We start from the raw sequence: 19,973 nt of genomic DNA, 5'->3' as shown, positions 1-19,973 counted from the left end.
GATTGTTATGTCGCGAAACAGGGTTGGTGCTACTCACCATTCACTAGTTTCACCACCTTTCCTTTACGGGTGTACATCGCTTCCAGCTCACGTTTGAGCGTGCTGCGCGCGGTTTGTTCGCCGTGTACTAAATGGATGGTATGGGGCCAGCGGCGCATGCGCTTGACGAAGTTGAGCAGCCCTTTTTGGTCGGCGTGGGCGGAGTAGCCGCTGATGGAGGTGACGCCTGCTTTGATATCAATTCGCTGGCCGTCTATTTCTACCCAACCGCCTTGGGGGCCGTACTGCTGTATGGCACGGCCTGGGGTGCCTGCGCCTTGGTAGCCTACGAACAGTACTTGGTGGCGTTCATCGCCTAGCATGGCTTTTAGGTAGTTCATGATGCGCCCACCTGCACACATGCCGCTGGCGGCGATGACCACGGCGGGGCGGCCTGTGTTGGCTAAATACGCTACCGTTTGCTCGTGGGCTTCGTGGCTTTCTACGGTGTAGAGGTTATCGAAGTTGAGCGGGTGTCGGCCGCCGCGTAGGCGGCGTTGGGCTTCTTTATCCCAGTAGGGTTTTAGCTGGCGGTATACCTGGGTAAAACGGGCGGCGAGCGGTGAATCGACAATGATTTCTAGCGCTTTCCACTGGCTTTTGGGTAAGCCGCGTTTGGCGTTGCGCTCGGCTTCATGAATGATGCCTTCTAGCTCGTAGAGTAGCTCTTGGGTGCGGCCTATGCTGAAGGCGGGCACCATGACCGTGCCGCCGTTTGTGAGTGCCTGCTCGATGGCGTTTTTCAGCGTGGCACGTCGCTGGCGGCGGTCAGGGTGATGTCGGTCGCCGTAGGTGCTTTCGAGTACTAGCTGTTCGCAACCGTAGGGGGATTGTGGTGCGGGGAGTAGCGGAGCGTAGGGGGCGCCTAGATCGCCGCTGAAGATGACCCGCTCCTTTTCACCGTTGGGGTACTGGTGGGCAACTTCTACGTAGCTGGAACCAAGAATGTGCCCTGCCCGCTTGAGTTTTACCCGTGTGGTGGTGCTGCCTTCTTCGGATTTTCCGACCACGGTGTGCCATTTACCGTAGGGCACGCTGACGATTTGGCTTTCTAGCTGTTGCTGGAAACGCTCGATGAGCTGGGCGTTGCGGGTGAAGCCAATTTTCAGGGCGTCTTCAATCACCAGGGGCAGCAGTTTGGCCGAGGGAATGGAGCAGATGATTGGCCCTTTGAACCCTGCCGCTAGTAGGTAAGGCAAGCGGCCTACGTGGTCGATGTGTACGTGGGTGATGACCAGCGCTTTGACGGTGCTGATATCGAAATCGATTTGTAGCTGATCGAATGCGTCTTCTGTTGCGTCTTCGCCTTGGAATAGCCCGCAGTCGATCAGCAGTGAGTGTTCGCTATCGAGGGTGAGCTGGTGGCAACTTCCGGTGACGCCTTTGGCTCCGCCGTGGTGGGTGATGTTGAGCATTGACTTCCTTTTCGTGCTTTCTCTTAGCGGTATGGCATTTTGGCGTTTGGTGGCGTGATCGGGGCGGCTAGCGCCGCCCTTCGCGGGTGCCTCTTTCGCTCGTTGCTCTCGCTCTTTCGTTACGCCGCGCTACGGGGTCCCTGCCACGCTTCTAAGTATGCTATTTATTCGTAGCGCGGTGTAAGCGGAGCGCACCCGCGAAGCACCCCGCAAGGGGTGCCGAATATGCCAACGAGGTTTGATGAATCACGGTGGCTCAATCGGGCGGCTGGTGCCGCCTTCGCGCCGGGCCGCCGCTGCGGGTGCCTCTTTCGCTCGTTGCTCTCGCTCTTTCGTTACGCCGCGCTACGGGGTTCCTGCCACGCTTCTATGTGTGGTACTCGTAGCGCGGTGTAAGCGGAGCGCACCCGCGAAGCATCCCGTTAGGGGTGCCGATTATGCCAACGAGGTTTGATTGATCACCGTGGCTCAATCGGGGCGGCTGGCGCCGCCTTCGCGGGTGCCTCTTTCGCTCGTTGCTCTCGCTCTTTCGTTACGCCGCGCTACGGGGTTCTTGCCGCGCTTCTGTGTGCTATGTATTCGTAGCGCGGTGTAAGCGGAGCGCACCCGCGAAGCACCCCGCTAGGGGTGTAGATTATGCCAACGAGGTTTGATGAATCACCGTGGCTCCATCGGGGCGGCTAGCGCCGCCCTCCGCGGGTGCCTCTTTCGCTCGTTACTCTCGCTCTTTCGTTACGCCGCGCTACGCGGTGGCGGCATCATTCGCCATTCGCCATTCGCCATTCGCCATTCGCCAAACATCTTAATCGCGGTGGTCTTTGACGATCATGATGAGCATGCTGAGAATGAACGCTAGGAAGATGGTGATGATGGCGAAGACGCTGCTGTTGTAGAGGCGGTTGGGCTCTGTGGGGTATTCCGGCATCAGCGGGCTTTGTAGCACGCTGACCTGCTTGAGCTGGCGGGCAGCCTCTAAGCGGGTGTTTTCCAGAGCGGCCAGGGCGCTGGAGTAGGTCTCTTGGGCGAACTGCGCCTGTAGCTCTAGGGTTTCGTACTCGGCAGAGACACGGTTGAGCGAGTTACCGGTGGCTTGGGCTAGGCGGTCGCGCTGTTCGGTGATTTGGTCGCGTAGTGCTGCAATGCTGCGCTCTACTTGGCGTAATTCAGCAGACTGGGAGCTTTGGAAGCTGGCCAGGGCGTTGCGCTGGGCCTGCAAACGGGCTAAGTCGCCTTCTAACGTGGCCACGACTTGGTTGATGCTCTCTACCGTGGCGGTGGGCGATACCAGGCCGTATTCGTTCTGGAATTCGAGCAGTTGGGCGCGGGTTTCTTCAAAGCGCTCTTCTAGCCGCACCATTTGCCGTTCCAAGAAATGCACTTGTTCATCGGCTAAGCGGTGGCCCATTTCGTTCATGTGGTTTTCGCCAGCTTCCAGCAGCAGCGATGCCATATCGTGGGCGAATTCCGGCGTGTAGCCTTGAACGTAAATATTCAATACACCTGCATACTCATCTAGCTCTACCTCTACCCGACGCAGGTAGTATTCATGTAGGTCTTCGATGGGTACGTTAGGGTCGCGGAGCTTGGCGAAGAAATCACCGTGCTCGCTGTAGTGTTGGCGAATACCGAGCTGTTCATCCAACAGACGCAGCATATCTACCGAGAGTAAGTGTTCACGCAGTAGCAGCAAATCAGCGGTATTGCCCGCCCCGCCCCCCATTAACGATGAAAGGCTAAATTCTGGCGTGGCGACCTGGGGGCTTTCTAATACTACAGTGGCACGGGAGACATAGCGTTCCTCAGCCACTAAAAACCAATAAAAGCTAACCAGTAGGATAGCGATTAAGGCCAACGCCCAGTGCGGCGACTGCTTGATAAAACGGGTAACGGATAGCTGCATGGGTTACTTAGCCTTTAACCTATTAACGAAACGAAGGTGCATTACTAGCCCTAATGCATTCAGGGTTAGCGTTACCAGCCAAAAGTACGTCATGCTGGTGCCGTGGATTGTTTTGTAGTTTTCAAAAAAACCTAAACGTAATGTTTCTAATGCGTGCGGAATAGGGTTTAGCATCAAATATTCCAACAGCCAGTGTGGCAGTTGGTTAAGCGGAAACATCACCCCAGAAATAATAAGCAGCGGTAGGGATAGCATTCGAACAATCCTGCCAATTTCAGGAATCATTGTCGCTAGCACCGATGTAACCAATCCAAGGCCTATCCCAAGGCTCCACAGCGATAACCAGGCACCTGCTGCACGAATGGCGTTATCTGGGTACATATCCAACCCCAGCATTAAGCCACCCACAATAAAAAGGAAAAAAACAAACGTGCGAATCATCCCTTCCAGGAAATTGCGCACTAGCACAGGATCGACTGGCTGCACCTGACGATAGGCAAATAGTGCGCTATTGGCATCGATAGCTCCCATTCCGCGAAGCATGCCCTCACGCACTAAGAAAAAGCCCATCATTCCTGCAATCATCCATGGAATAAAATCAGCATTCGCAATCAGTTTATCACCACGCACAAAGCTTCTAATGCCGACCATAATGGCAATGAACGCTGCTGGCTCAAAAATCATCCAGAACCAGCCCATGCGGTCGCTCATCGTTCGGGAAATGGCTTCCCGCATGAACATGGCGTACCACACGCTGCGGGTGACTTGCCAAGAAGAGCGCGCCCCTTTCGGGGCGCTATGTGTGTCATTCATGAGGCTGTTTCTTTTGAAAAGAGCGTAAATGAAGGAGCTGATGATGATTAGGTTGCCTTGATCAGGGCGGCTCGCGCCGCCCTTCGGGCCGGGCCGCCGCTGCGGTGCCTCTTTCGCTCGTTGCTGTCGCTCAGTCGTTACGCCGCGCTACGAGATACTGCCTTCACTACTCACCACTTACTATTCACTATTTACCAACCACCCATCACAGATCCACTGCAACGCGGGTAGCGACGGCCACTTGGTAGAGAATTTGCGTGAGCGTGGCGGCTAGCTGCAGGTTGTGGGTGGGGGCTTCGGGCATCACGAGGATTTCATCGCCCGGGCGCAGCGGCGTGTTGCGGGCGTTTTCCACTGCGCCGTTTTGGCGAACCAGCAGGATGTGGTCGTCGTCGGCGCGCTGGGTGAAGCCGCCAGCGCTTTCGATGTAGTCGATCACGCTCATGCCGGGGCGGTAGACCGCCGCTTGGGGCACCAGTACTTCACCGCTGATCAGGATGGAGTCGCTGATTTCCGGAATGGTGATCACATCGCCATCTTGCAGGCGAATATCCGCAATGCGGTCGTTATAGGCCACTACCAAGCGGCCGCTGGGCTCTAGCTCGCGGGCGCGCTGCACGAAGTTTTGAATCAGCTCGGCTTCTTGGGCACGAATCTGCGCTTCTTCGTTGGTGCTGGACTGGGCACTGAGGTAGGTGGTTTCCAAGCGGCGCAGGCTGTCTTCCATGGATTGCTGTTGCTGCTGTTTCACGCTTTCACGCTGCAGTGAAATGCTTTCCACGGCGGTCATGTTTTCCGGCACGGGGATGGCGTCCAGCAGTTCGCTCAAGCGGGCATCGCGGGGTAGCGCAAAGCGGGATGGGCCGTAGTAGCTGCCTTCGATTTCTACCACGATGGTTTCGCTGCGCTGGTCGGCGCTGAACGCCACTTCATCGCCACTGCGAATGGTTTGGCTATAAAACTCGTTCAGCGGGAAGTATTGCGCCATGGGGCCGTCGGCACGGTCGCCGCGCAGCAGAACGTGAGACACGCCGCTTCTTAAACGGGCAAGCTCTACCAGCTCGGCACCGCTTAGCTGGTTGCCCACTAGCTCATAGCGGTGTTCCCGGTGAACATCACCCACCACGGCAATGGCCGGGCCGCGCTCTTCCACTACGATGGTGTCGCCATCCTGAAACTGCGGGCGCGCGATGCTGCCGTTGATCAGGAAGTCGTAGAGATCCACCGTGGCCACGGTTTGGTTATTACGCATCACGCGGATTTGGCGGTAGCTGCCGAGGTCTTGGTCGATACCGCCCGCTTGATCGAGGAAGTAGAGTACGGAGTCGTTGGGCGTGCCCGCGTAGCGGCCTGGGTTTTCCACGTAGCCGGTGACGAACACCGCTACCGGCTGCACGCCCTGCACGTTGGTGTACACCTGCACGTTATCGGGGTAGACCGATGTAATCGCACCGCGCACGCGGCTATCCACCTGCTGGCTGTTTTGGCCTTCTACATTCAGCGGGCCGGAGCCTGGGATGAAGATGTTGCCCTGGGCATCCACCGGCAGCACGCGGTCGAACTCGAACGCCCCCCAGGCACGCACGGTGATTTGGTCGCCGGGTTTGACTTGGTAATCGGCATTTAGGCCGTCCCCCATCGCCCCACGAAAGCCACCGGTAAAGAGGTTGGCCCCAAAGGGGGGCAGCGCATCGGGGTTTTGCTGGGGCTGGTTCGCCACCGGGCCATAGGTACCGCTACGCCAGTCGGCGCGGGGAGTGTCGTTCACCGGAGGCTCTACTTGCTGCTGGCTGGCCTGGTCTTCCGGCAGGATGGTATTGGGTAGGCTTATGCTCTGCGCCCAGCTAACGCTGCTGACGGCAGTGCCCAATAGGGCCAGTGATAACACCGCTACCGGGCGCGTGAGGGAAAGCCGTTTCATTACGCGTTGCAAGCTCATTAATAGCGCCCTTGTGTAGTTCCTGGGGAATGCGTCGTTGGCGAGAGCGACATCGCGCCCTGCTGGCTTTCTGGCAGCAGCATGCGCTGATTTACCCAACCGTTGGGGGTCGCGCAGGTCAGCGCGGTACGGGCAGCACCGCTACCCTGCTCGATGACCCGCAGTTTGCGGCACTCGCGACCACTGGCGGCCAAATAGGGCGCATCGGCCACGATCTCGACGTTATCGCCCCAGGGGCTTTGTACTAGGTTGAGCACGGCACCGGCAGGCGCTTGTGCAAGAAAGCCGTTGAGGTTTTCATCTTGCAGCGGCTTGGCGGTGTCGTTACCAAGCACGTACTGCACCTGCTGCTGGTTGCCGCTCGGATAGGTAGCGCAGCCGCTAACGACGGCAACGCTCAAGGCGGCCAACAGCATGCGAGCTGGCCGCGCTATGAAAATGAGGGAGTTTGACATGATGATTTCCAATAAAAAGGCACGCTACCGCCCAGGGATTATAACGGGCGCATTCCCTTGCCCTACGCTGTGCGGATGAAATGTGGTGAACCGGCGCTATCAAAAAAGCACCCAGCATTGTAAGGGATTAACCGCTGGGGCTCTACGTTGACAAGGCTTGTACAGAAAATTAACTCTATTTAGCAAGATGTGCATTAGGCGGCGTACAATAAAAAAATCGGCTCGAGAGCCGATTTTTTTATATCGTTAAAACAATTCGTTAGCCTTCTTTAATACGCTGAGAGTAGATACCCCATAGCACCGCAAGCATAAAGGCGTACATCATGACGCCACTGTTGTGCTCCATGAAGACCTGCGTTAGCCCAAAATCCATGAACGTGACGGGGAGCAGCACCCCGGCGGTAGCCACGGCCCGCGTGGTTAGGTGGCTGGCTTGTAAGTGCCGAGCAAACAGGCGCATGGGCACAAGATAGAGCGCCAGCAGCACGGCTAGGCCCAGTAATCCTCGCTTGGCAAACGCGTCGATAAACTCGTTATGGGCGTGCCCGTATCGAGCGGCTTCGGCACTGATCACGCCTGCCTCACCCAAGTCGGCCATCGCATCGGCATAGCCGTTGCTGCCCCAACCCATGAGCGGTTTGTCTTGAATGAGCTGGGCAGCACCGCGCCACATTTCGAACCGCGAGCCTACCGAGGTGGAGCGGTTTTCACCGGAAACGTACAGCGCCACATCGTTAAAGGCTTGGTGTACACGCGCTTGCACCCCCATCTGCGGTACGGCATACACCGTTAACCCGCCAATCAGTACGGCAGACATGGCCGCTACCTTCCATGACGTGGAGAGCTGTGTTCCGTAGGCCCGATAGAGCACTAACAGTACGATAGGAAAGCCTACCCACCCGCCACGGCTGCCCGAGAACAGTGAACCCATTACACCGCCTGCCGCGCCTGCTAGCAGCAGGGCTACCCACACGCCACGATGGCGCTGCACCACGGCCCACCCAAGCCCGGCCATGCATAAAACGCCTAACAACATGCTGAGATTGCCAAACTGAATCACGTGCGTGTGGCCCTGGGCACGCCCCACACCTTCGACTATTTTTTGCCAGCCGCCCCAAGTGCCTGCGCTGATGGCGCCCAGCGCTATGCCGCCCCATACATAAGCGAGCTTGGGCGGATAGCGCAGTACCCACAACAAGGCAGGAATGGCCAAAATGAAGCGGCTCGGCTTATCGAACCCTCGGCTGCCTTGGCCATCCCACCAGGCTTCCAGCATGCTCACCAACGCGTACGCCACCAGCGCCGCAATGACCCAGCCGTCTTGCTTGCTCAATACGGGAACGCGACGAGTGAGGATCAGCCCCACGCCTGCGAGGAGTAGTATGACGGCACCGATGGAGTAACCACTGGGGATGGCCAGGCTCACCGCCGTGAGCAAGAAAACCGCCACACCCGTCAACTGATGAGGAAGCTCGCTGGTGCTACGGGTAGTAGCGTGGGGAGGGAACGTCATTGAAATACCGGTCCTGGCAACGAAGAAGCACGTTAGTCAGGCAAGTGCCTGAAAAGTGCCATGTTACCACACCCCACTAACGCTCTGTTGGGCGACTAATAGGCGTTTTTGTTGATGAACCCTTTGAAAACGGTGAGCACGATGATCTTCAAATCCAGCCAAAGCGACCAGTTGTCGATGTACCACAGGTCGAACTCGACCCGCCGCTGCATTTTTTGCACGGTATCGGTCTCGCCTCGCAAACCATTGACCTGCGCCCAGCCGGTAATGCCCGGCTTCACTTTGTGGCGGCGCATGTAAGACTCCACCAGCTCTTTGTACTGCTCGTTATGGGCCAGTGCGTGCGGGCGTGGCCCCACGATGGACATTCTTCCTTGTAGCACGTTGTAAAATTGCGGCAGTTCATCCAGCGACGTGCGCCTTAAAAAGGCACCAATGGGCGTGATGCGGCTATCGTTCTTTTTGGCTTGGGTCACTTTACCGGCCTCTTCTTGGTGAACGTGCATCGAGCGAAACTTATAGACTTTGAAGCGACGCCCGTTGGAACCCTCCCGATGCTGCTTGAACAGAACCGGCCCTGGTGAGGTGAGCTTGATGGCCAGCGCTATGCCCAAGCATACCGGCAGGATCATGATCGAGATGAGCGAACCGATAATGATGTCTTCACTGCGTTTCACGAAGCGCGACATGCCGCTCATGGGCGATACACTCAAATCGATCGCGTAATGCCCGGCCACTTCACTCATGCGGTGATTGAGCAGGTGCATATCTTCGAACGCCGGAATGAAGCGCACTTCTGCCGTGTGGTTGCGCAGGGCAAAAAACAGCGACCGCACGATTTGGCCCATCTCGAACGGCACGCAAATCCATACCTCGCGGGCATTCGAGCGGCTAATACGCCGCACGATGCGCTTGATACACTCGTCGTTGACCTGCCCTTTGATTCGCTCTACCCCGGCAATGGTGTGCCCTTCCCAAGCGGCACTTCGAATGCCTTCCGCCACACTCAATACGTTACTGGCCGGCCCGATCAAAAACACCGGACGCCGCGCGCCACCTCTTAGCCGAACGTGCTGCAAGGCAAGCTGCACTAGCAAACGCGCACCGCCTGCCACCGAAAACGAGATGACCAGCGTGAGACCAATCCAGAGCCGAGAGTAGCGGCTGGCGGAGTGAGAAAAGTAAATGAGCGACGTGGCGGTAATGCCTACCGCTATCCACACCAGCAGCAATTTGCCTAGCATCTGCCCGACGGGCGTTATCCGCCAGCGACGGTAGCTGCCGGACATACTGTTGATGACCAACACCAGAAGGCCAATACAGATCAAGGCCAGCACGTACCGTTCGTGCAGGTGGAGCGACCCAAATCTCAGCCAGTGCGCTAACCATCCACCCGCAAAAATAGCAAGCACGTCAAAAAAGGGAAAAACCACCTGGGGCGGAAAACGCTCTGAAAAGGTCATGGTTTTAGGCTTACCCATTGCAGCCACCCGTTTCGAATCCATTCATCGACATGTTCATTCGCTTTTCTGCTGATTCAAAATATCGTTCACGCCCTGGGTGAAGACCCGCTGATCGCTAAACCGATGACGCACGCTTTGGGCATGCTCACTCAATGCTGCCCGCACCGCTTCGGGCTGGGCATGAAAGGTCTCGATGGCCGCGACCAGCTCGTCCACGCCTCCTTCATAAAAATAGCCGTTCTTGCCCTCTTGCAGGTACTCCTTGGCGGCGTGTAGCTGGGCGTTGGCAATGACGGGAACACCACAGGCGAGCGCCTCGACAGCCACCAAACCAAAGCTCTCTCTCGTCGAGGGAAATACGAAAACGGAAAAGTCGGCCAACACCTTTGGCAACTGCTCCCTGGGCATGGCACCTTTGAAAGTGGTGATGTCCGCCACGCCGAGCTGCTGCGCCAATTTTTCCAGGGTAGCTCGCTGAGTGCCATCGCCCACCAGTACCAACCGCTTGTTAGGCATCGATAGCTTGGCAAATGCTTCTAGTAACGTTCGACAGTTCTTACCCGGCTCCAGGCGGGATACACAACCCACGATGAAGGCATCATTAGGCGCTGTACCGTGGGCTCGCGCTGGTGCTGCAAAGTGTTCCCCCACGCTATCGGGGTAGACTTTGATGATACGCGACAGTGGCACGTTCAAACGGGTGTTGATTTCGTGGCGAAAGTGCTCAGAGGGTGCGACGCAGAGGTCTACGCTATCTTTCAAACGATCGAACAAGCGGCGAAACAGCCTAGAGCTGGCAATTTGCGTAAGATCCGTTCCGTGAAAACGCAATACGAGATAAAAGTGCTTGGGTTTTATCAACGCCACCAAGTAAAGCAGCGGTAGAAAGTAGACGGGATAATGCACCTCGAGCAGCGTACCGATTGGCTTGTTGCGTAACGACAGCGCACAGCGCGTTAGCAAATCGGCGTATAGCGTGATTTTACTGAGCTTGCTGGTGGGCTTTTCTCGAATGGCCACCAACGCTACGTTATCGCTGCCCAATGTTTGTCGCCAAGCCTGCTCGGTCGCTTTGACGAAGGTGCCATAGTGCGGGGCCGCTTTGGTGGGGTAGAGATTCGTCCATAGCAACAGGCGGTTCATGAGGCGCGCCCTTTCACACCAAGGTGTTCGGCGATACGCCGTCCTAGCGTGTTGTTTTGTGGAGTTTGTTCGATCGGCTCGGCATCCGTTGGTGCGCTGAGCAACGCATCGAGGGCGTTGAAGAGCGCTGGGGCGTCGTCGCAGAAGGCCAGCGATGGGTATTGGCCCGTAAACGCTCGCGCGGTATCCCGCTGGTGGTCGTTGCGGTGTTCGCCCAGCGCGTATTGACGGGGCATGAACACACCGCGCTTACCGTGTTCCAGACAGGACAAAATGCTGCCCATCCCGGCATGAGAGACGATACCCTGCGCTTGGCAAAACCAGTGGTAATACTCGTCACTCGATAGCGTTTTGACGATCTGCATATCGGGGTGAGCAAAGTGACTCTCTTCGCCTACCTGCGCAACGATGTCGCCTGAGTAGCCGCTTCGTTCACGCCAATCGGCCACGTTGTTCAGCAAGCGATCGAAAGGCAGCTGAGTGCCAACGGTGATGAAGATCATAAAACTTTCCCCCAGTAGCTAACCCGCTTGTCGCTGGCTGCCAGATGTTCCCACTGGGTCAAGCATACGTCACAGAAGTAGCGCGCCAGCTTGCCGGAAAATGAGAGCTGCTGGTAATTGGCCATGCTATCCACCCAGATGGCTTTCTTGCCACTCATTTTGGCGAGAAAACAGAGCAGTAGGCCTGGCAGTGCGCCAGTGGATACCACGACATCGGGCTTGGCCGCTTTCAACACGCCATAGGATTGGCGCAGCGCCGAGAGTAGCGCTTTGATACCGCTCCCTCTGTGAATGTTCGGGCAACAATGGGCGCGTCTGCCATCGACCGTTAGGCCTGGTTCCGTACTGGCAAAGCTGAACTCGACGCTATTGGGTTCGATCTCTTGGACAAGCTGTCCGTAAAGGCGCTTGAGTTGTATGAAATGGCCACCAAACGAGCCTACCAATAAAATGTTCACGCTTCCTCCTTGAAGGTCGGCAACCTTGTTTTGAGTCGATAGAGGTAGCCGATCAATAGCGCTGTCGCGCTAGAGGCAATACCTGAGTTCACCACGTGGCCCGCTGTGAGGCTGACGCCGATGATGGTGATGATGAGCAGCCCAAAGCTAATCCCATATCTTGGCTGCTGGTTGAGTAGCTGTACGGACCATACCGCTCCTAACAGCCATGGCAAGTAGAACAGCACCCCACCCATCACGCCAAAGGTAATGAATACATCGATCATATCTATCTCTACGAGCGAGCCACGAACGGCCAAGAGATGGTCGACGCCCACGCCGAATAGCACATCCCAAAATCCAAATGGCACGACGATCAATTCGATGGCCTCACCCAAGAACGAGAGCCGCCCGCTCAATAATGCCCCCCAAAAGCCGCCGTGAAGCGTGTACAGGAAAAGCATTCGATCCCAAAGCCCTGTCGACTTTATGAAGGGGTACCCGAACACCACGACGGCTGCTCCGCCCACTAACGCGATTAGGTACACCATGGGGAGACGACTTACTTTAAAGTAACCGTTGTGAATCAATGCAAATACGAACACCAGACAGATGCCCAGCATGGCGACCTTGGTGGCTTTCATTAGAAAAAACAGCAGGAATACGCTAAACACGAACGCAAGACACGCAGCACCCCGCGTTTCGGCCAAGCGAAAGAGCACGATACTGGCCGATGCGAGCATCAAATAGCTCATTTCATTGCCTGCGATGATGAAGCCTTTACCGCCAATACCCCCAGCGTATTGAGACTCTCCGACCCCCAGTACGCCCAGCGTGACGTTCACCGACATGACGAAGAAGTACAGGAACATCAAGCCTGCCAGTTTTTTCAGGCTCCAAAAACTGGTGGCTTGTTTTGCCTCGCCCATCAAATAAAACAGAAGCACTAACGTCAGTAGCCCCCTGACGGCCCAGGTAATGCTTTCGACGGCCTGCCCGTAGCTTACCAACTGATAGAACACACACAGGGCCACCAGCGCGGCACAAAGCAGCGCGTATAAAAACTGCTTTACGTGGTAGATCATTAGCACGCCCAATAGCGCCACGAACCCTAGCGTTTTATAGGGGGCAGAAATACTCGGCCATGCCATGTCCTGGTAGTAGAGATAGCCGTTTAGCGTATCGACGACGGGCCATGCCATGAGAAAACTCAGCAGCAGCAAGTCGACACACCGTTTTAGTTTCATATCCATCACTGGCTCCGGCGGGCAATGAGTGCGTTAACGCCCTCTCATTACTGGGCACGCCGATAAGCAGCCGCCACTTGTTTGACGAATACGCTAAATACGGCGGCTAAAGGCGCCAATAGCAGTGCCACCAATACGCCGAACGCTAAAATAAAGGAGCTACCTATACCCACCGGTTCGAGGCTTTGTACGGCAAGCTGGGTGGCGTCGCCAGGGTTGATACTCTCGATACGACGTTCGAGCTGCAGCATTTTCTCGAAAAACGAGGCTTCCAATTCGCGGGCGTTGTCGCTGTTGGACGCTTGCGCTGCCTCAAGCGCCTGGGAGTAAGCCTCCTGCTGTGCATTCAGCCCTGCCGTCAATCGCTCCACTAGCTGCTCTTGGTCTTGCTGGATAGACGTGACTATCCCCTCGTGGAACCGCTCGATCATTGGCTGATGCACCGCCTGGGATTCGCTCATGATACGCAGCAGCAGCGTATTTCTCGGATTCGTCACGTCGATGTCGAACGGTATTCCTTCCACACTTTCGTCTTCTAATAGCTGCCTGCGCTGCTGTTCGATGAAGACGTTTTCTAGTTTTGCGATGACTTCTTCTGGCGTTTCGAGACCTTCCCTTTCGCCCTCCAGGGTTTCATAGGAGGCCACCGCGTACATGGTGGCAAAGCCATATTTGACGGGTTTCAGCCAAAGCGCCGCCAGCGTCAGCAGCATGACACACGTGACGCAGGCCAGCATGACCTTCCACTGTTTTAGTAGAAGCGTAACAAAGCTAACCAGCGTCATATCCTCTGGTATTTGCTTCTGGCTTTTTCTAGTTTCCATTCCATAGTTTTCTTTCATTATAGCCCTCCATTTACCGCCATGCGGTTATGTCCCTGGCTGCATTCAACCCCTCTCCCTAATTAAATGTATTTATTTTGCTATTATTATTTATCGCCCAACGCCGTAGTACGTAATTCCTTTTTTCACCATGCGCTTCGGGTCGAACAAGTTACGACCGTCAACAATCACCGGTTGAGACAGCGTTGCTTTGATTAAATTAAAATCTGGCGCTTTAAAAGATTGCCAGTCTGTGACGATCACTAAGGCGTCGGCGCCTTTCAGTGCACCTTCTTTCGTGCCACATAAGGTCAGGTCATCACGGTGGCCATAAATCCGCTGGGCTTCTTCCATCGCCTCCGGGTCGTACGCTTGGACTTTGGCACCCGCTTGCCATAGAGACTCCATCACCACACGGCTGGGCGCTTCACGCATGTCATCGGTATTTGGCTTGAAGGCAAGCCCCCATAGCGCGATGACTTTTCCCTCTAGCGCGCTGCCGAAGTGACGATATATTTTTTCGAATAGGGTGTTTTTTTGAAGCTGGTTACGCTCTTCGACCGCTTTGAGCACTTTGGCATCGAAATCAATGCCCTCGGCTGTCCGTATTAGTGCTTGAACGTCTTTTGGAAAGCAGGAGCCGCCATAGCCTGCGCCCGGATAAATAAAGTGGTAACCAATGCGAGGATCGCTCCCGATACCTTGACGAACCATTTCAATGTCGGCATTCAAACGCTCGGCGAGATTCGCCATTTCGTTCATGAAGCTGATTTTCGTCGCCAACATGCAGTTCGCTGCGTACTTCGTCAGCTCGGCACTGCGCACGTCCATGGTGATGATTTTGTCATGATTACGGTTAAACGGCGCGTAGAGCTCACGCATGATATCGATGGTGGCAGCGTTCGTGGTGCCGATAATGATGCGGTCAGGCTTTTTGCAATCGGCTACCGCGCTACCCTCTTTCAGGAATTCGGGGTTGGAGACCACATCGAACGATAGGTTCGCTGATCGGTTGGCCAATACCTGCTCCACCACGGCAGTGACTTTATCGGCTGTGCCAACGGGTACCGTGGATTTATTGACGATGACCACTGGTGTTTCGATATGCGTCGCGATGGTTTCGGCCACCTTCAACACGTATTGCAAATCGGCACTGCCATCCTCGTCTGGGGGGGTGCCAACGGCGATGAACTGCACCTCTCCGTGCTTGACGCCTTTCTCCGCCTGGGTCGTGAAGGTCAGCCTGCCCGCTGCATAGTTCTCTTTGACGAGCGCTTCGAGCCCTGGCTCATAGATAGGAATGATGCCCTGTTCAAGACGCGCTACTTTCTCGGCATCGACATCCACGCAAACGACGTTGTGACCCACGTCCGCAAGAACGGCTCCTTGCACCAGCCCTACATAGCCTGTTCCAAACACGGTTACGTTCATACTTTCCCTATCAGCTCACCTAGTTCGTTAATGAACACAGCCGGACACGCTCTTTTCAACATCGGCTGGCAGCGATAAACGCTGGCTATCATACCGTTTATCGGCAACGCTGTAATGCTATGCCATCTTTTGCAACTGTACTGCTTGATTGTCAGACACAGACCCCACGTCAGCGAGATGAATTTTCTAGTTTTTAAGCATAAAAAAAACCGGCCCCAAAAGGGGCCGGCTCATTAACTACTACAGGGGTTACAACTTTAAGCTTGGTTAGACCAAGGCTTAGAAGTGGTAACGAGCGCCTGTCAGGTAGTAAATGTCGTCGCCGTCAGCGCGCTCAACGCTAACAGGACCTTCGCTGCCACCGATGGTGACGTCGATGGACTGCTGGTCACGCTGGTTCAGCTCCAGGAACACGTCGAAGTTGCTGGAAACTTTGTAGTAAGAACCCAGTGCCCACGCAGTGCGGTCTTCAGCAGAGGAGCCGTCAGCGCTGATGTCATAGACATCACCAGTGAACGCCCACGGGCCAGTAGTGTAAGTAGCACCCAGACCTACTTTGTCAAAGCCGTTCAGGTTCGGACCCAGATCAAGTGCTTCGTTGTGCTCACGACCTTCGTAGCCCAGACGAACAGAGAACTGGTCGTTTACAGCGTAAGAACCGATCAGGCCGCCCAGCATTTCGCCGTTGCCACCGCCGCGGATTACGTCTTCAACGAAGCCCAGACCTACGGTGAACGGACCTTGCTGGTAACGAACACCACCTTGCGGTGCAACTACGTTGCCTTCTTCACGAACCGGCTCAAGCTCGCCACGCTCGCTGTAGTGTTTCAGCTGCAGGAACGCAGTGAAGCCTTGCAGGTCAGGCGTGTAGTAACCGATAGAGTCGCCGCGTGATTGAATCGGGTGACCAGCGAACTCTAGGTCACTATCAGCGAAGATGTAAACGTCGAACGGCAGAGATACGAACTGGCTGTAGAAGCTGTCAAAGTTACCAGCTTGGAAAGTACCGTACTGCTTGCTTTGCAGACCCAGGTAGCTCTGGCGAAGTTCGTTGAAACCACCATCGGTGGTGTTCTCATCACCATCAAAGCGCCATTCTAGACGACCGAAAGCCGTCAGGTCAGACGTCACTTCCTGGCTCATGCGCAGACCAAGACGAGAATAAACGTCTACAAACTCTGCACCGTTATCTTGGTAATTATCGTTGCTATCGTACTCGGGGCCGCCACCTTCGATACCCATGGCGATACGGCCGTATACGTCCAGACGAGTGCCGTCTTGGTCATATACAGTCGCTGCTTGAGCGGCAGCAGAGGCACCCAGGGCGCCAATGACAGCAGTCGCTAAAAGTGTCTTTTTCATGATATAGGTTCCTTTAACTAGCTTACTGTTTCGATCGTTATTACTGGCCTTCGTAGAAGCCAGCAAGTGGCTTGCGGGCCATGCTCTTTTTCTCATCCGCCGGTTTTTCCCGGTGGTATGCGACATGTCCTCAACAAAGCCTTGTTATAGTCCAATGCTCGCAGGTCAAACTCTATACCGGGATTCCAGGGAACGCAATAGAAAAAAACAGTGTTTTTTTACGATTTGTGTTTTTTTATGGAACCCCGTCCAAGGATTCAGGTCTCAGCGCCCTTCGAATTTTTGCTGCAGGCCTTTGAGCTTCTCTTCCATGGTAAGCGGTTTTTTCTGCTCACTTTTTTCTGGAACGGGCGTTCTCGCAGGGAGCTTCTCATCGTTTGGCGATGAGTTACTCGCGGCTGGCTGCGCTTTATTCGTGCGACTTTTCGCGGGGGGAGCCGGACGTTCCGCTCGGTTTTTCGTGGGCGCCTCTTGTCGCCGCTCATTGGCATGTTTCGCGGCTTCTTTATCTACTTTGCCTGCAGGCTGGCCATCTAAATCGACACGCTCTGCTCCTTCACGCATGGATTTGATATAACGCGGCAAATTGACGTAGTTGGCCAGCGCCCGACGGATCAATTTACTCGGCCAAGGCTCGCGCTCGGCCAAATCCTGGTGAATCCCCACTTTCAAGGGTTTGGTGTGCCCTTTGAAGAAGGCATGTGGGTAACGCTGATACCACTGCTTCAATAACGCTTGCGGCGAGGGTTGCGTGACGGCTTCTGGCACATCTGGCGTTGCTGGCTCGCTGACCGCCGCTGGCACGTGCTCGGGTACTTCGTTCGGCACTTCTTCTGCCGCCGCGACATCGGTCTCGTGTTCAGCGGGCGATGTCGTAGGCTCCCCTGAGGCGCGAGTCGATAGCGCGGCTAGCTGCTGTTTCAACTGCTGATTCTCTTCGCGCAGCGCAATGAGTTCGGCCTTGTTTTGTTCGAGCCGTGTTTCTAACGTTTCTAGTAGATGCAGTACGCTGGCGGCCATAACCCCCTCCTTTGACCCAAATCAGTCGCTGACACGCTCGTACACGACGAAGTCATAATTTGGCTGCCCTTCTGCGGGCTGCCCGGCGACTCGCTGAACTTCTTGCCACTCTTCCGTCGAGAACGCGGGGAAGTGCGCATCGCCGTCCACCTCTATATCGACTTCCGTGATGTAGAGACGTTGGGCAAACGGTAAGGCTTGACGGTAAATCTCGCCGCCGCCCATGACCATGATTTCTTCTGCCGCTTCGATCGTCGCCTGCTGATCGGCCAGCGCTAACGCAGCCGGTAGCTCATGGCACACGCGCGCGCCTTCTGCAGTAAACTGGGCATCCCGAGTCACGACGATATTGAGACGATTGGGCAGCGGCTTGCCAATGGAGGCGAAGGTTTTACGCCCCATGACCAGCGGCTTGGCCTGGGTCATACGTTTGAAGAATTTCAAATCTTCAGGCAAGTACCAGGGTAGCTTGCCATCGACGCCAATGACGCGATTCTTGGCCATGGCGACGATCATCGCAACGGGCACCAGCGGTTCATAGGCGGTGGCTTGCTGACTCATACGGCTACCTTTGCTTTGATATGCGGATGGGACGCGTAATCTTCGATCTGAATATCATCGAAGGTGAAGTCGAATAGGTTCGTGACCTCTGGATTGAGCACGAGCCTGGGCGGTGGCATGGGTGTGCGCTCAAGCTGCTCGTTCGCCTGCTCCAAATGATTGCTGTACAGGTGCGCGTCTCCTAACGTGTGAACGAATTCCCCCGGCTGTAAGCCCGTGACCTGGGCCACCATGCTAAGCAGCAACGCGTAACTGGCGATATTGAACGGCACGCCCAGAAAAATATCGGCACTGCGCTGGTAAAGCTGGCAGGAGAGTCGCCCGTTGGCGACGTAGAACTGAAACAGACAGTGACAAGGCGGCAGCTTCATCTCATCGACTTGACCAGGGTTCCATGCCGATACGATCAAACGACGCGACTGGGGGTTCGTGCGGATCTGTTCGAGGACATTGGCGATTTGATCCACACTGCCGCCCTTGGGGTTTGGCCAGCTACGCCACTGGTAGCCATACACAGGCCCCAGGTTGCCGTGCTCATCGGCCCATTCGTCCCAAATACGCACGCCGTTCTCTTTGAGATACCCAATGTTGGTATCCCCTTTCAGAAACCATAAAAGCTCGTGGATGATGGAGCGCAAATGTAGCTTTTTGGTCGTCAGCAGTGGAAAGCCGCGGGACAAATCAAAGCGCATTTGATGCCCAAACACCGAGCGCGTCCCCGTACCGGTGCGGTCGCCGCGATCAACGCCCTGCTCCAGCACGGTGCGCATCAGGTTTAGATAAGGCTGTTCCAACGCGGGCAACGTTGATGTCATGGTAGGCGTGGGCGTTGTGACAGTCACAGAAGTTCCAAATTAACAGCGGATGTGGGGTTGTATTCTAGGCCGTCGAGTTATGCAGCGTCTATGGTATCGCTGCTTCACCCCCCACCAAAGCGCTCAACCGCCTTGTCTACCTCGCTTTGATCCACCAGCGGCGCCACCTTCGGCACCCCTAACGGGGTGCTTCGCGGGTGCGCTCCGCTTACCACGCGCTACGAGTGCATTGGCATTCGTAGCGTGCATGGGGTATTTCAAGCTTTGGCATCGATGGGCTGGCGGCGTGACCAAGCGATCAATATGAGGCCGAGAGCAATCATGGGTAAGGTTAACAGCATGCCCATGGTGACCCAGCCGAAAGCGATGAAGCCGATGTGGGCATCGGGCATGCGTACGAACTCGACCATGAAACGGAAGACGCCATAACCCAACAGGAAAAGACCTGAAACAAACCCACGTGCGCGGGGTTGGGCAGACACCCACCAGAGGATCGCAAATAGCACGACGCCTTCTAATAGCGCCTCGTAGAGCGCCGATGGGTGGCGGGGTTCAGGCCCCATTCCGGGAAAGGGCATGCCCCAGGGGAGCGAGGTCACGCGGCCGGGCAACTCATGGTTGATAAAGTTACCAATGCGCCCTGCGCCAAGGCCAATGGGCACGAGCGGTGCAATGAAGTCGGTCAATGTAAAGAAAGCCAGATGCTTGCGGCGGGCAAATAGCCAAGCGGCCAGCAGTACGCCTATCAAACCGCCGTGGAAGCTCATGCCGCCATCCCAAACGCGGAAGATCCATAGCGGGTCAGCCAGCCACTGCTCTAAGCCGTAGAACAGCGCGTACCCTAAGCGGCCACCGGCGACCACCCCAATGGCGCAGTAGAAGAGCAAATCGCCGATGTCGTCTTTGTTCATTCCTAGACGCGGGGCACGTTTGCAGCCTAGCCACCACGCCGCCACGAAGCCGACCACGTACATGAGGCCGTACCAATGCACTTGCAACGGGCCGAGGGAAATCGCGACAGGATCTATCGTTGGGTAGTTGATCATTCATTTTCTCTAATTGAATAAAAGACATGCCATCATCTGCCATGGCGGGG

At 55.8% G+C, this 19,973-nt stretch carries 18 protein-coding genes; all 18 read right to left on the bottom strand.

The window, feature by feature from the left end; genetic code table 11:
* Positions 1-29: 29 nt before the first annotated feature.
* The gene (locus MHM37_RS10185) at positions 30-1,454 is read right to left on the bottom strand and encodes an MBL fold metallo-hydrolase (RefSeq protein ID WP_239296559.1); all 1,425 of its coding nucleotides are present in this window, start codon (positions 1,452-1,454) and stop codon (positions 30-32) included.
* 802 nt (positions 1,455-2,256) lie between these two features.
* Complete coding sequence (locus MHM37_RS10180) at positions 2,257-3,354, bottom strand: chain-length determining protein (protein ID WP_239296558.1); 1,098 nt, start codon at positions 3,352-3,354, stop codon at positions 2,257-2,259.
* A 3-nt stretch (positions 3,355-3,357) separates the two neighbouring features.
* A complete protein-coding gene (locus tag MHM37_RS10175; protein ID WP_239296557.1) occupies positions 3,358-4,167 on the bottom strand; it encodes an ABC transporter permease in 810 nt (269 codons plus the stop codon).
* 205 nt (positions 4,168-4,372) lie between these two features.
* Positions 4,373-6,106, bottom strand: coding sequence for a polysaccharide biosynthesis/export family protein (locus tag MHM37_RS10170; RefSeq protein ID WP_239296556.1), 1,734 nt, complete (start codon positions 6,104-6,106; stop codon positions 4,373-4,375).
* Entirely contained in the window at positions 6,106-6,561 is a 456-nt protein-coding gene (locus MHM37_RS10165; RefSeq protein WP_044630585.1) for a DVU3141 family protein, read from the bottom strand. Before MHM37_RS10165 ends, MHM37_RS10170 begins: the two co-directional genes overlap by 1 nt.
* A gap of 259 nt (positions 6,562-6,820) precedes the next feature.
* Positions 6,821-8,074: an O-antigen ligase family protein gene (locus MHM37_RS10160; RefSeq protein WP_239296554.1), complete on the bottom strand. Its 1,254-nt coding sequence runs from the start codon at positions 8,072-8,074 to the stop codon at positions 6,821-6,823.
* Positions 8,075-8,169: 95 nt separating this feature from the next.
* Entirely contained in the window at positions 8,170-9,555 is a 1,386-nt protein-coding gene (locus MHM37_RS10155) for an undecaprenyl-phosphate glucose phosphotransferase (protein ID WP_139527014.1), read from the bottom strand.
* Between the two features lie 36 nt (positions 9,556-9,591).
* Entirely contained in the window at positions 9,592-10,680 is a 1,089-nt protein-coding gene (locus tag MHM37_RS10150; protein ID WP_239296552.1) for a glycosyltransferase family 4 protein, read from the bottom strand.
* A complete protein-coding gene (locus MHM37_RS10145; protein WP_139527012.1) occupies positions 10,677-11,183 on the bottom strand; it encodes a glycosyltransferase in 507 nt (168 codons plus the stop codon). Before MHM37_RS10145 ends, MHM37_RS10150 begins: the two co-directional genes overlap by 4 nt.
* Positions 11,180-11,641: an oligosaccharide biosynthesis protein Alg14 gene (locus tag MHM37_RS10140; RefSeq protein WP_139527011.1), complete on the bottom strand. Its 462-nt coding sequence runs from the start codon at positions 11,639-11,641 to the stop codon at positions 11,180-11,182. Before MHM37_RS10140 ends, MHM37_RS10145 begins: the two co-directional genes overlap by 4 nt.
* Positions 11,638-12,873, bottom strand: coding sequence for an O-antigen ligase family protein (locus tag MHM37_RS10135; protein ID WP_239296550.1), 1,236 nt, complete (start codon positions 12,871-12,873; stop codon positions 11,638-11,640). The genes MHM37_RS10140 and MHM37_RS10135 overlap by 4 nt, the downstream gene beginning before the upstream one ends.
* Positions 12,874-12,914: 41 nt before the next feature.
* Complete coding sequence (locus MHM37_RS10130; protein ID WP_231125572.1) at positions 12,915-13,691, bottom strand: lipopolysaccharide biosynthesis protein; 777 nt, start codon at positions 13,689-13,691, stop codon at positions 12,915-12,917.
* A gap of 108 nt (positions 13,692-13,799) precedes the next feature.
* Complete coding sequence (locus MHM37_RS10125) at positions 13,800-15,119, bottom strand: UDP-glucose/GDP-mannose dehydrogenase family protein (protein ID WP_239286434.1); 1,320 nt, start codon at positions 15,117-15,119, stop codon at positions 13,800-13,802.
* Positions 15,120-15,398: 279 nt separating this feature from the next.
* The gene (locus MHM37_RS10120) at positions 15,399-16,481 is read right to left on the bottom strand and encodes a porin (RefSeq protein WP_239296548.1); all 1,083 of its coding nucleotides are present in this window, start codon (positions 16,479-16,481) and stop codon (positions 15,399-15,401) included.
* Positions 16,482-16,745: 264 nt separating this feature from the next.
* Entirely contained in the window at positions 16,746-17,501 is a 756-nt protein-coding gene (locus tag MHM37_RS10115) for a ProQ/FINO family protein (protein WP_219861256.1), read from the bottom strand.
* A 21-nt stretch (positions 17,502-17,522) separates the two neighbouring features.
* Positions 17,523-18,062 (bottom strand): dihydrofolate reductase, encoded by a 540-nt coding sequence (locus MHM37_RS10110; RefSeq protein ID WP_219861258.1) that lies wholly within the window; start codon positions 18,060-18,062, stop codon positions 17,523-17,525.
* The gene (locus tag MHM37_RS10105) at positions 18,059-18,877 is read right to left on the bottom strand and encodes a thymidylate synthase (protein ID WP_239296546.1); all 819 of its coding nucleotides are present in this window, start codon (positions 18,875-18,877) and stop codon (positions 18,059-18,061) included. The genes MHM37_RS10110 and MHM37_RS10105 overlap by 4 nt, the downstream gene beginning before the upstream one ends.
* A gap of 257 nt (positions 18,878-19,134) precedes the next feature.
* Entirely contained in the window at positions 19,135-19,923 is a 789-nt protein-coding gene (gene lgt / locus MHM37_RS10100; protein ID WP_219861262.1) for a prolipoprotein diacylglyceryl transferase, read from the bottom strand.
* Between the last annotated feature and the right edge of the window lie 50 nt (positions 19,924-19,973).

This window comes from Halomonas sp. MMH1-48 (assembly GCF_022348105.1).
Classification (GTDB): domain Bacteria; phylum Pseudomonadota; class Gammaproteobacteria; order Pseudomonadales; family Halomonadaceae; genus Vreelandella; species Vreelandella piezotolerans.
This window is presented reverse-complemented; position numbering and strand designations above follow the sequence as displayed.

Coding starts and splice junctions, on each gene's coding strand:
- MHM37_RS10185 (WP_239296559.1), bottom strand. CDS start 1,454: ATGCTCAACATCACCCACCACGGCGGAGCCAAAGGCGTCACCGGAAGT.
- MHM37_RS10180 (WP_239296558.1), bottom strand. CDS start 3,354: ATGCAGCTATCCGTTACCCGTTTTATCAAGCAGTCGCCGCACTGGGCG.
- MHM37_RS10175 (WP_239296557.1), bottom strand. CDS start 4,167: ATGAATGACACACATAGCGCCCCGAAAGGGGCGCGCTCTTCTTGGCAA.
- MHM37_RS10170 (WP_239296556.1), bottom strand. CDS start 6,106: ATGAGCTTGCAACGCGTAATGAAACGGCTTTCCCTCACGCGCCCGGTA.
- MHM37_RS10165 (WP_044630585.1), bottom strand. CDS start 6,561: ATGTCAAACTCCCTCATTTTCATAGCGCGGCCAGCTCGCATGCTGTTG.
- MHM37_RS10160 (WP_239296554.1), bottom strand. CDS start 8,074: ATGACGTTCCCTCCCCACGCTACTACCCGTAGCACCAGCGAGCTTCCT.
- MHM37_RS10155 (WP_139527014.1), bottom strand. CDS start 9,555: ATGGGTAAGCCTAAAACCATGACCTTTTCAGAGCGTTTTCCGCCCCAG.
- MHM37_RS10150 (WP_239296552.1), bottom strand. CDS start 10,680: ATGAACCGCCTGTTGCTATGGACGAATCTCTACCCCACCAAAGCGGCC.
- MHM37_RS10145 (WP_139527012.1), bottom strand. CDS start 11,183: ATGATCTTCATCACCGTTGGCACTCAGCTGCCTTTCGATCGCTTGCTG.
- MHM37_RS10135 (WP_239296550.1), bottom strand. CDS start 12,873: ATGGATATGAAACTAAAACGGTGTGTCGACTTGCTGCTGCTGAGTTTT.
- MHM37_RS10130 (WP_231125572.1), bottom strand. CDS start 13,691: ATGGAAACTAGAAAAAGCCAGAAGCAAATACCAGAGGATATGACGCTG.
- MHM37_RS10125 (WP_239286434.1), bottom strand. CDS start 15,119: ATGAACGTAACCGTGTTTGGAACAGGCTATGTAGGGCTGGTGCAAGGA.
- MHM37_RS10120 (WP_239296548.1), bottom strand. CDS start 16,481: ATGAAAAAGACACTTTTAGCGACTGCTGTCATTGGCGCCCTGGGTGCC.
- MHM37_RS10115 (WP_219861256.1), bottom strand. CDS start 17,501: ATGGCCGCCAGCGTACTGCATCTACTAGAAACGTTAGAAACACGGCTC.
- MHM37_RS10110 (WP_219861258.1), bottom strand. CDS start 18,062: ATGAGTCAGCAAGCCACCGCCTATGAACCGCTGGTGCCCGTTGCGATG.
- MHM37_RS10105 (WP_239296546.1), bottom strand. CDS start 18,877: ATGACATCAACGTTGCCCGCGTTGGAACAGCCTTATCTAAACCTGATG.
- lgt (WP_219861262.1), bottom strand. CDS start 19,923: ATGATCAACTACCCAACGATAGATCCTGTCGCGATTTCCCTCGGCCCG.